This is a genomic window from Evtepia sp., from assembly GCF_034090835.1.
Classification (GTDB): Bacteria; Bacillota; Clostridia; order Oscillospirales; family Oscillospiraceae; genus Evtepia.
Genome location: NZ_JAXDRS010000037.1, coordinates 1 through 11,044, shown reverse-complemented (window position 1 = coordinate 11,044; position 11,044 = coordinate 1). Strand labels below are relative to the sequence as shown.

The 11,044-nt window shown below is 57.4% G+C and carries 8 protein-coding genes; 3 read left to right on the top strand and 5 right to left on the bottom strand.

Features of this window, described 5'->3' with window-relative positions; all coding sequences use genetic code 11:
* Positions 1-283: 283 nt before the first annotated feature.
* Positions 284-1,051, bottom strand: a complete 768-nt coding sequence (spo0A, locus tag SOR61_RS07390; protein WP_320612027.1) for a sporulation transcription factor Spo0A — start codon at positions 1,049-1,051, stop codon at positions 284-286.
* Positions 1,052-1,413: 362 nt separating this feature from the next.
* Between spo0A and iorA the strand changes: the two genes are divergently transcribed.
* The 3 genes from iorA (at position 1,414) to SOR61_RS07375 (ending at position 6,160) form a co-directional block, all read left to right on the top strand.
* Positions 1,414-3,153 carry an indolepyruvate ferredoxin oxidoreductase subunit alpha gene (iorA, locus tag SOR61_RS07385; protein WP_320612026.1) on the top strand — a complete coding sequence of 580 codons (1,740 nt, stop codon included), beginning with the start codon at positions 1,414-1,416 and terminating at the stop codon, positions 3,151-3,153.
* A gap of 268 nt (positions 3,154-3,421) precedes the next feature.
* Positions 3,422-4,774: an SLC13 family permease gene (locus SOR61_RS07380; protein ID WP_320612025.1), complete on the top strand. Its 1,353-nt coding sequence runs from the start codon at positions 3,422-3,424 to the stop codon at positions 4,772-4,774.
* 39 nt (positions 4,775-4,813) lie between these two features.
* Positions 4,814-6,160 (top strand): SLC13 family permease, encoded by a 1,347-nt coding sequence (locus SOR61_RS07375; RefSeq protein ID WP_320612024.1) that lies wholly within the window; start codon positions 4,814-4,816, stop codon positions 6,158-6,160.
* Positions 6,161-6,293: 133 nt separating this feature from the next.
* Here the strand turns inward: SOR61_RS07375 and SOR61_RS07370 are convergent, their stop codons facing one another.
* The 4 genes from SOR61_RS07370 to SOR61_RS07355 form a co-directional block, all read right to left on the bottom strand.
* Entirely contained in the window at positions 6,294-6,764 is a 471-nt protein-coding gene (locus tag SOR61_RS07370; RefSeq protein ID WP_320612023.1) for a hypothetical protein, read from the bottom strand.
* 84 nt (positions 6,765-6,848) lie between these two features.
* A complete protein-coding gene (locus SOR61_RS07365; protein WP_320612022.1) occupies positions 6,849-8,117 on the bottom strand; it encodes an ArsB/NhaD family transporter in 1,269 nt (422 codons plus the stop codon).
* Positions 8,118-8,231: 114 nt separating this feature from the next.
* Positions 8,232-9,512, bottom strand: a complete 1,281-nt coding sequence (locus tag SOR61_RS07360; RefSeq protein ID WP_320612021.1) for a cation:proton antiporter — start codon at positions 9,510-9,512, stop codon at positions 8,232-8,234.
* Between the two features lie 221 nt (positions 9,513-9,733).
* Complete coding sequence (locus SOR61_RS07355) at positions 9,734-10,957, bottom strand: stalk domain-containing protein (RefSeq protein WP_320612020.1); 1,224 nt, start codon at positions 10,955-10,957, stop codon at positions 9,734-9,736.
* Positions 10,958-11,044: the final 87 nt, after the last annotated feature.

Below are 11,044 nucleotides of genomic sequence, written 5' to 3'. Positions count from 1 at the left end.
AGGCGTACTTCCTTGTCGTGAATTTCCTCATTGATCTGATGAGCCGTGTTACTGATAGTGAACGCACCTCCAGTTCTGAAAGATAAGCATAAAAAATGGATACCTGAGAAAGGTATCCGCACATAGGAAAAGCAACATCTGCCAGAGATGCTGATTCACCGTATAAACCCCTTCGCTTCCTGCGGGAGGTGAGGCAGGCGGAACCTTCCTACTTTGTTTTACGGCGATTAGTATAGCAGATGGGCTGAGAAAAGTCAATATCTTTTTTATAGAGAGGGGAGGGTTATCCCTGGCGGTGCTGGAGGACCAGGCGGTCGGCGATCATGGCGATGAACTCGGAGTTGGTTGGTTTGCCTTTGGAATTGCTGACGGTGAAACCGAAGTATTTTTGTAGGGTATCCAGGTCTCCTCGGTCCCAGGCGACCTCGATGGCGTGGCGGATGGCACGCTCGACCCGGGAGGCGGTGGTACCAAACTTTCTGGCCACTTCGGGATAGAGAACTTTGGTGACGGCGTTGATGACGTCCATGTCCTCCACGGTCATGATAATGGCCTCCCGGAGGTACTGGTAGCCCTTAATATGGGCGGGGACGCCGATCTCGTGGATGATGGCAGTGACGTTGGCTTCCAGGGTCTGGCGGGCGGAGGCGGGAACGGTGGGATCGGCGCCCTCTTCCAGCCAGTGCTGAGCGGCCAGCAGGCGGACCCGTTCCACCACGGAGGAGATCCGGCAGGGCTTCATTATATAGTAGTCGCCTCCCTTGGCGGCGACCTGGTCGGCCATGCAGCCTTTGGCGAAGCTGGAGAGGATGAGGGTGCTGACGGGCAGGGACTGGATGGCGTCCAGGACATCAAAGCCGTCCATACGACCGAGGACCAGATCCATAATGAGGATATCGGGGGTGAGGGTCTGGGGCAGCTGGATGGCCTCCTGTCCGTCGTTGGTCTGTGCGATAACGTCCAGGCCTTCTTCTGCCTGGAGGGCTTCGGTGAGGATGGCGCGGAACTCGTCGCTGGTGTCTGCGATGAGGACAGTTTTCTTGGTTTCCATGGGTGAGAACTCCCTTCCGGGAAAGCGGGATCCATCTGCCTTCCCCAGAATATTCACATGATGTAATGGATTTCAACCGGTCATCCATAATTTACCACAATAGGACAGAAAACACAAGGCGAAATTAGCAAAAACTGGAAAATATGTTGCCGCAAGTTTCGACAAAAATCGACACCGAAAGAGAAAAAAAGAGGAGACTCCTTTTTTTCAATAAAAAAGTGGAAAAAAGGATAGAACGGTGGAATTTTCCAGGGAAAATGGTTTACGAACTATGGAGGAAATGTTATGATAAGAAACAATGGAGATTTGATTCTGCTGCCTGCGCTGTCAGGCAGAGTTATCCCAAGAGGGGGGTTTATTTCATGAAGAAACTGATGCTTGGAAATGAGGCGGTGGCCCGTGGACTTTATGAAGCCGGCTGCGGCGTAATTTCCAGTTATCCTGGCACGCCCAGCACGGAGATTACGGAGCAGGCGGCAAACTATGAAGAGATCTATTGCGAGTGGGCGCCCAACGAAAAGGTCGCCATGGAAGTGGCCTTCGGCGCAGCCCTGGCGGGCAAGCGCAGCGCCTGCGTGATGAAGCACGTGGGTGTGAACGTGGCGGCAGACCCGCTGTTCACCATTGCCTACACCGGCATTAACGCCGGCATGGTCATCTGCGTGGCGGACGACCCCGGGATGCATTCCTCTCAGAACGAGCAGGACTCCCGGCACTATGCCGTGTCCGCCAAGCTGCCCATGCTGGAGCCGGCGGACTCTCAGGAGGCCCGGGACTTTGCCATTCGTGCCTTCCAGCTGTCCGAGGAGTTTGACACCCCGGTCTTCCTGAAGCTCTGCACCCGCATTTCCCACTCCCAGAGCATCGTGACCATGGGAGAGCGGGAAGAGGTGGCCGACCGCCCCTATGAAAAGGACATTGCCAAGTACGTCATGGTGCCCGGCAACGCCCGGCACCGCCATCCCGTGGTGGAAGAGCGGACCAAGAAGCTGGAGGCCTATGCAGAGACCACCGACCTGAACCGGGAGGAGATGGGGGAGGATACCAGCTTTGGTATCATCACCTCTTCCACCTGCTATCAGTACGCCCGGGAGGTCTTTGGTCCAAAGGCTTCCATTTTGAAGCTGGGCCTGGTCAACCCTCTGCCCCGGCAGAAGATCCTGGACTTTGCCAAGAAGGTAGACCGTCTCATCGTCCTGGAAGAGCTGGACCCTGTCATTGAGGAGTTCTGCCGCGGCCTGGGCCTGGAGGTCACCGGCAAGGATAAGATGCCCATGATCGGGGAGTTTGCCCAGGGCGTGGTGGCCCAGCGGCTGAAGGACACCACCCGTCCCTGGGTGGAACTGGGAGAAGGGGTGCCGCCCCGTCCCCCTGTGCTGTGCGCCGGATGTCCCCACCGTGGCCTGTTCTACACCCTGGCCAAGCATAAGGTCACCGTTCTGGGTGACATTGGCTGCTATACCCTGGCAGCATATGAGCCTCTCTACGCCATTGAGACCTGCGAATGTATGGGCGCTTCTGTGAGCTCTATCCACGGCTTCAACAAGGCCCTGGGGAAGCAGAGCGAAGGAAAGACCGTAGCCGTTCTGGGCGACTCTACCTTTATGCACTCCGGCATGACCGGCCTTGCCAATATTGCCTATAACCAGAGTAACTCCACCGTGATCATTCTGGATAACTCCACCACCGGTATGACCGGCCACCAGCAGAACCCCACCACCGGCAAAAATCTCCGGGGGGATCCTGCCGGCAAGATCGACCTGGAGACCCTCTGCCGCGCCATGGGCATCAACCGCGTCCGGGTGGTGGACCCCTACGACCTGAAGGCCACGGAAAAAGTGGTGGTGGAAGAGCTGGCCGCAGAGGAGCCCTCCGTCATCATCACCCGCCGGCCCTGCGTGCTGCTGAAGTCAGTGAAGAAGCATCCCCCCTATCGGGTGGACCCGGACAAGTGCAAGAGCTGCACCCAGTGCATGAAGCTGGGCTGTCCGGCCATCTCCTGGAAGGAGAAAAAGGCAGTGGTGGATCCCACCCAGTGCGTGGGCTGCGGCGTGTGCGACCAGCTTTGTAAATTTGATGCCTTCCTCCACGAGGAAGGATAAGACGGAATGGAACGAATGCTTTGCTCCCGCAAGCGCATTCCAGAGGGAGCAGGACCCTCAGCGAGCCCTGCTCCTTTTTCCTGCCCAAATATTTTTGGAAATAACAGGAAGCCGGTGAGAAGAAAAGAAACAGACAGAAACCGAAGTGAACCCTGCATGGACCCCAGGAATGTTCCGGCGAAGCGGCATATTTTCCATGCCGGACCGATACATTGAACAACAGGGGGAGGATCGCACTGGCCGACCCTCCCTGTGGGAGGAGTAAACGATGCTTAGTCAGATCTTAGCCGTTGTGATTTTCATTGCCATGTTTGTGGAGATCGTCCGGGAGCGGATCCCCCGCTACGCAGTGGCCCTCATTGCGGGCGGTGTGACCCTGGTCGTGGTCTTTCTGCTGGCGATGCAGAGCGTCCCTGCGGTGATGGAGGCCCTGAGCTTCCACAGCATGGGAGAACTCACCTTCTGGTACACGGGACATACCGTGGTCAATGAGATGAACGAGGGCATTAACTGGAGTACGATCATCTTTATCAGCGGGATGATGATCATGGTAGAAGGGATGAGCGAGGCAGGCTTTTTCGACTGGCTCTGCCTGCGGCTGGCGAAGATGGTGGATTACCGGCCGGTGCCGCTGCTCATCTGCTTTATGATTTTATCTGCGGTGCTGTCCATGTTTATTGACAGCATTACGGTGATCCTGTTTTTGGCGGTGGCCAGCGTTCGTCTGGCGCACCTGCTGAAGTTTGACCCTATTCCGCTCATTATAGCGGAGATCTTCACGGCGAACCTGGGCGGCGCGGCCACCATGAGCGGCGATCCCCCCAATATCATCATCGGGACGGCGCTGGGCCTGACCTTCTGGGACTTTCTGCAGAACACCGGCATCATCGTGCTGGTAGGCCTGCTCATCATTGTGCCCTACTTCTACTTCTGCTTCCGCAAGGAGCTGAAGGGCGGCGTGGGCAAGGCGGGGCTGCAGGGGATGAGTCTGGACCCCCGGGCTGCGATCAGCAGCAAACTCAAGTTTGCCATCAGTGTTTTCATTTTCGTCTTTGCCGTTGTGCTGCTCACTACCCACGCCATGACGGGCCTGACGGTGGCCACGGTGGGGGTCATTGCGGCGATTTTGACCCTGGCGACCAACCGGGCGCCGATCCGGCTGCTCAAGCGGGTGGACTGGCAGACGGTGCTGTTTTTCATCGGCCTGTTTGTGACGGTGAGCGGTCTGGAGCAGACCGGCGTTCTGGAGGCCATGGCCAACGGCATCGCAGCCATCACCGGAGGCAAGCTGAGCCTCATGGTCATCATTATCATCTGGCTGTCGGCCATCGCTTCGGCGTTTGTGGATAACATTCCCTTTGCCGCCACCATGGTACCGGTGATCACATCCCTGTCCACCACCATGGGAGTGGACCTGAACACCCTGGCCTGGACCCTGTCCATGGGCACCGACATTGGCGGCAGCGCCACCCCCATTGGGGCCTCGGCCAACGTGGCCGGAACGGCCATTGCCGCCCGGGAGGGACACCCCATCAGCTGGGGACGCTATTGTAAGTATTCTGCACCTGCGGCAGGGATCGTCATCGCCCTGAGCATGGTCATGATTTTGCTGCGGTATTGATCCGCATCATACAGAAAAAAAGGAATCAGGAGGAACTTTATGCTTAGCCAGATTCTGGCTCTCGCCATTTTTGTGCTTATGTTAGTCTTCATCTTCTGGGGGAAGTACCCCAGGCATCTTGTGACCCTTGCGGCCAGCGGGGGGATGCTTGTGGTGGTCTTTCTTCTGTCGATGGGAAGTCCCGAGGCGGTTTGGAAGGCGCTGAGTATCGACAGCATGTTCCATACGCAGTTTTGGTTTGCCCATGGCGGGGTGACAGAATTCAACGTGGGGATCAATTGGAGCACCATTCTTTTCCTTTTGGGCATGATGGTCATGGTGGAAGAGATGAGTGAGGCAGGCTTTTTCGACTGGATCTGCCTGCGCCTGGCCAAGGCCCTCCGGTTTCGTCCCATGCCGCTGATGCTGAGCTTTATGGTCTTGTCGGCGCTGCTGTCCATGTTCGTGGACAGTATCACGGTGATCCTCTTCCTGGTGGTGGCCACCGTGCGTCTGGCCCACTTTTTGAAGTTTGACCCGGTCCCTCTGATCATCGGGGAGATCTTTGCCGCGAACCTGGGCGGTGCGGCCACCATGAGCGGTGATCCCCCCAACATTATCCTGGGCACCTCGCTGGGCCTGAGCTTTTGGGACTTTATCCGCAACAACGGTACCATCTGCTTTTGGGGCTTTCTTGTGGTCCTGCTTTACTTTTACTTCTGCTTCCGGAAGAAGCTGGGAGACGGGATCCAAACCACATCCCCGGAGCTGCTGGATCTGGACCCGGCGGATGCCATCCCCAATCACAATCGCTTTACGGTGAGCGTCACCATCTTTCTGGTGGTCCTTTTCCTCATTGCCACCCATACGAACACCGGCTTGACCATGCCGACGGTGGGCGTGCTGGCGATCGTTGTGACGCTGCTCACCACGAAGTACCCGGTGAGTTTGCTGAAGCGGGTGGACTGGGAAACCATAGGGTTCATTGTGGGCCTGTTCGTGACAGTGAGCGGCCTGGAGCAGACCGGCATCCTGGACAGTCTGGCCCAGTGTCTGTATGACATTAGCGGCGGCGACCCCACGGTCATGGTCATTGTTTTGATCTGGTTTACGGCCATTGCCTCTGCGTTTATCGATAACATCCCCATGGCGACCATCATGGTGCCGGTGCTGCTCTCTCTGTCCTCCATGGGCATAGACCTGCACACCGTTACCTGGTGCGTGTCCAAGGGCACCGACATCGGCGGCATCGCCACCCCCATCGGGGCCTCGGCCAACGTAGCCGGTGTGCTGGCTGCCGGGCGGGAGGGCCATCCCATTGGCTGGAAGCGGTACTGCAAGTATACGGTCCCCGCTGCGCTGATGGTGCTCATTTTAAGTATGGTGCTGATCTTGACCATGCACTGAGCCCCTCCGGAAGAAGAAGCAAGAAACGAACGAAAGCAGGGAACCCGTCCCGGGGGACGGGTTCCCTGCTTTTTTCCAAAAAGACGCTCCCGGTTTTGTCCGGGAGCGTCTTTTGCGTGGTGACGATAGGGGCTCAGGTCTTTTTGTGTTCGATGGCGGGGGAGTGCTGGGCGACCTGATGGATAAGGGCTTTAAGGGCGGTACATTCCTGGTGGAGAGCGGACAGGTCCTCCTGGCTGACGTTCTGGTTCATGAAAAGTTGTTCCACCTCTTCGGTGAGGGAGAGGACATCCCGTGCGGTCTCCACAAAGTTCTGGTAGTTCCGGCTGTTCCTTGCGTTGAGAAAGGCGCGGCTGTCCTTTTTGATGAAGGCGATGATTTCCTTTTCGCTGGCGAATCGCCCGTGGACCATGGGATAGGGGCGGGCCCGCTGAAGATAGAACCGGTTTTCGTTGGTGATGGTGAAGATGTAGGTGAGAGACGGCCCGTCTCCGAAGTCAAAGTCCACCACATGCTGTTTTCCGCCGACCACTTTGATTTTGCTGGCGCCTAACTGATAGAGGGTGGTGTCAATGAAATCTCCGCTGAACGTAGAAAAGCTCATAAAAGGGATCCTCCTTTCTGGTCTGATGGGGGAACGATACGATGGTTCCCTCGTGTCAACTTTATGGTATCACAGGGGAAGTGCTTATGCAAATCGAAGCAGGAGGTAAACGGTGCTGATGGCCACCGAGACCAGCATGAGGGGGAAGCCCACCTTAAAGTAGCTGGCAAAGGTGATGGGATGGCCGTGGCGGGTGCTGATGCCGGAGAGGACCACGTTGGCCGAGGCGCCGATGAGGGTGCCGTTGCCGCCCAGGCAGGCGCCCAGGGAGACCGCCCACCAGAGGGGCTCCACGTTCATGCCGCTGTTCTGCATGGAGAGGATCAGGGGGATGAGGGTGGCCACAAAGGGGATGTTGTCCAGGAAGGAGGAGATGATGGCCGAGACCCAGAGGATGATGACGATGGTGAGGGCCATGTGGCCGTTGGTGGCCTCCATGAGCTTGTTGGCCAGGATCTGGATGACGCCGGTCTCCTGCAGGCCGCCCACCACGATGAAGAGCCCGGAGAAGAAGAGGATGGTGGTCCACTCCACGCTGGCGATGGTCTCTTCAATGTCCTGCTTGCCGATGAGGAGCATGATCGCAGCAGCGGTAAGGGAGATGACGCAAGACTCCAGATGGAGCTGGGCGTGGAAGACAAAGCCCAGGACCACCAGGAAGATCATGATAACGCTTTTGATGAGCAGGGGTTTGTTTTTGATGGCCTTCTTCTCGTCCAGGTTCATAACGATCTCCATGGATTCCCGGGTGACCTGGAGTTTGCGGCCGTAGATAAAGTAGAAGCAGAGGATGGTGGCGGCCATGACAAAGAGGACAGCCACGCCGGTGTTGGCCACGAAGTCGGTGAAGCTGAGCCCGGCAGCGCTGCCGATCATGATGTTGGGGGGGTCACCGATGAGGGTGGCGGTACCGCCGATGTTGGAGGAGAGGATCTGGGTCATGAAGAAGGGGATGGGATTGACCTTCAGCATGTTGGTGATGGCCAGGGTCATGGGGCCGATCAGGAGAACGGTGGTCACGTTATCCAGGAAGGCGGAGAGAACGGCGGTGATGATCATGAACATAGCCATGATGGCCCAGGGTCTGCCCTTGGCCAGCTTGGCGGTTTTGATGGCGATGTACTCAAAGATGCCGGAGTTTTTCACGATGGCTACGAAGAGCATCATACCCAGCAGAACCCCAAGGGTATTGAGATCCACATAGGAGATACTGGAATCGACCGAGAGGATCCCCGTGAGAACCAGCAGAAGGGCGCCGGTGATGGCGGCTACGGTACGGTGAATGCGCTCGGTCATAATGGCCAGCATGGTGACAGCGAAAATGATGACGGAGACAATTTGCGGGGTTGACATGATGGATTCGCTCCTTTCCTGGGTAACATGTGCAGAGGGATATCTAATAATTTCCAAAAAAGGAAATAAAAAGGAAGGATAAAGGAGAAAAGACTGCCGCAGCGGCGGGACCCTTCAGGTGCTGCGGCAGTCAAATGTACTGTCAGGGGACATCGAAAGGGGATCTGCTTTGCGGGGGTGGCGGGGGGCGGGAGGGCCGCCGTTGGGGCGGAACACTGCCTTCAGGAGAATTGGCGTGATGATGGTGGTAACCACCACCAAAATCACCACAGGGCCCAAGAGTTTTTTGGTGATGAGGCCCAGGCCTGCGCCCTTGGTGGCGACGATCAGGACAACCTCTCCTCGGGAGACCATGCCCACCCCGATCTGGAGGGACTCTTCTCTGGAGTACCGGCAGAGTCTGGCGCCCAGACCGCAGCCTGCCATCTTGGAGATGATGGCAACGATGGTAAGGATCACAGCGAAGAGCAGGATGTGGGAATTGATGGTACCCAGCTCCACCTGTATGCCGATGCTGGCAAAAAACACCGGGGAGAGGTAGAGAAAGGAAAGGGTCTGAAATTTTTCCGCCAGGTATACGCTGCGCTTTTCCGTGGTGGTGTTGGAGAGCATGAGCCCGGCCACGAAGGCGCCGGTGATGTCTGCCACGCCGAAGATCTCCTCCGCAGCATAGGCGAAGAGGAGGCAGAAAACAAAGGCGATGATGGCGTGTTGGGTTCGGTTCTCTTCGGTTTTGCAGGTCCACCAGTGGTAAAACCTGGCGAAAAGCAGGCCAACGACCACAGCGAAGACGAAAAAGAGGATGATTTTGGCCAGGACCTGGAAGACGTGGACCGAGCTGTCAGCGAAGCTGGTCACGATGGTGAGGGCGACGATGCCCAGCACGTCATCGATGATGGCGGCGCCCAGAATGGCGCTGCCCACCCGGGAGCGGAGTTTTCCCAGTTCCCGCAGGGTCTCTACCGTGATGCTCACCGAGGTGGCGGTGAGGATGATGCCCAGGAAGATATTCTGCAGCAGGAGGCTGCCTTCCGGGCCGGGAGTGTTGTTGACCAGAAAGTCGGGGTTGTTAAAGAACGCACCCACGGCGAATCCACCCAGAAGGGGCAGAAGAACGCCGGCAAAGGCGATAAGGAAAGCGGCTTTGCCGCTGTTTTTCAGTTCATTGATGTCAGTTTCCATACCGGACGTAAACATCAGCACGATGACGCCCAGGCTGGCTGTGGTGTGAATAAAGTAAGATTCTTCGATGATACCCAGGGCAGCGGGGCCCAAAAGAAGCCCGGCGACCAGGGCACCTACCACCTGGGGCAGCCGAAAGCGCTGGGAGAAGAGACCCAGCACTTTTGTGCTCAGAAGGATCAGCGCCAGATCCAGAAGATAGGAATAGTCCATAAAGCACCTCTGATTTGCAGGGGAAAGATGGAAAAAGTTGTCAGTGCCTTCGACAGCCCTATTATAGAACTGTAGGAATAAAATATCAACCGTTTCTCCTCTTTTTGCACAAGTTCGACAAAAAGAGAGCAAGGTGCGCTGGGCGCACCTTGCAAAATAAGCGGGGGTCGGGTGGGGAATTCTACAGATCCCAGGGGAAACGGGAAGTACGCAGAAGGGGGTTACCGGCCTGCGTCGGCCAGGCTCAGGGTAGTGCTGGTGTTGAAGCTGCAGGAGTGGCCGTCGGTGGTCAGAACGATGGAGCCGCTTTTTCCTGTGCCGTATACGGCGGTCCCGGCGGCAAAGAGCCGCTCCAGAGCCTGGCGGGAGGGGTGGCCGTATCGGTTCCCGAGGGCGTAAGAGGCGACCGCGCATTCGGGCCGGACCACCGAGAGGAACTGGGCGGAGGAAGAGGTGGCCGAACCATGGTGGCCCACCTTCAGAACGTCCACATCGCCAAACAGGGAAAGGGAGGCCTTCTCCACGGTTTGGGAGAGGTCGCCCACAAAGAGGACCGAGACATTGCCGCAGATGAGTTCACAGACGATGCTGCTGTCGTTGGGGTTCTTCCAGTGGTCGCCGGTTTCCAGGATGGACAGAACGGTTTCTGGCTCCAGAGGGATCACCCGGTCTTCATCGTAGGAGAAGGTGCAGCCGGGTTCGCTTTTGGCAGCGGACAGGTAATCCCGATAGGTGGCGGAAGAGGCGGGATACCCGCTGTCGATCACTTCTCCCACGGCGTAGGCTTCCAGAACATCGTCCAGACCGCCTACATGGTCGGCGTCAGGATGGGTGGCGATCACATAATCCAGCTTTCCGTCTATGTAGGGGGCCAGATAGGACACCACAGTGGGGCCGGCCTGGTTATCGCCCCCGTCAATGAGCACCTCAGTGGTGCCGCAGTCGATGAGGATGGAGTCGCCCTGTCCCACGTCGATAAAGTGGACTCGGGTGAGGGCGGAGCCGGTGGAGATCAGCACGCAGCGGTCAGCGCCACTCCAGGTGACGCTGGCCCCAAAGGCCTCCATCACTGGGCGAATGGGTAAGTAGGTTCGCTCGTTAATGAGCAGGGCGGTGGTATCAGTCATGACCTTGTGCCCGTTCACCAGCAGGTAGGCCTGCCCGATGGGGACCTGAACGGTGGTGCCATCCTTCTGGGCGATGGCGGATCGGGTGTCGTTGTCCCAGGTGACCGTGCAGCCGAAGGTCTCCAAGGTTATGCGGAAGGGGACCTGGGTCCTGCCGGCGTTATCCAGGAAGGGATAGCCAAAGCGGTCGTTGTAGTCCACCATGGTGCCGTTGATGGAGACATCTACGGTTTGGGCAGCCTGGGTGGGCAGCAGGGAGATAGAGCCGAGGATCACAAGGGAGAGGAGAAGAATGCCAATTTTTTTCAGTGGTTTCATACCAGTGACCTCGCAAAAGAAAGGATTGCCCTATGGGCCGATGCCAAAAGTGTAGCATAGAGCCGGGGAACTGGTCAAGGGACGGGT

Bases quoted from the DNA above. Each gene is read 5' to 3' on its own strand.
- SOR61_RS07360 (WP_320612021.1), bottom strand. From the start codon at position 9,512: ATGGACTATTCCTATCTTCTGGATCTGGCGCTGATCCTTCTGAGCACA.
- iorA (WP_320612026.1), top strand. From the start codon at position 1,414: ATGAAGAAACTGATGCTTGGAAATGAGGCGGTGGCCCGTGGACTTTAT.
- spo0A (WP_320612027.1), bottom strand. From the start codon at position 1,051: ATGGAAACCAAGAAAACTGTCCTCATCGCAGACACCAGCGACGAGTTC.
- SOR61_RS07380 (WP_320612025.1), top strand. From the start codon at position 3,422: ATGCTTAGTCAGATCTTAGCCGTTGTGATTTTCATTGCCATGTTTGTG.
- SOR61_RS07375 (WP_320612024.1), top strand. From the start codon at position 4,814: ATGCTTAGCCAGATTCTGGCTCTCGCCATTTTTGTGCTTATGTTAGTC.
- SOR61_RS07365 (WP_320612022.1), bottom strand. From the start codon at position 8,117: ATGTCAACCCCGCAAATTGTCTCCGTCATCATTTTCGCTGTCACCATG.
- SOR61_RS07355 (WP_320612020.1), bottom strand. From the start codon at position 10,957: ATGAAACCACTGAAAAAAATTGGCATTCTTCTCCTCTCCCTTGTGATC.
- SOR61_RS07370 (WP_320612023.1), bottom strand. From the start codon at position 6,764: ATGAGCTTTTCTACGTTCAGCGGAGATTTCATTGACACCACCCTCTAT.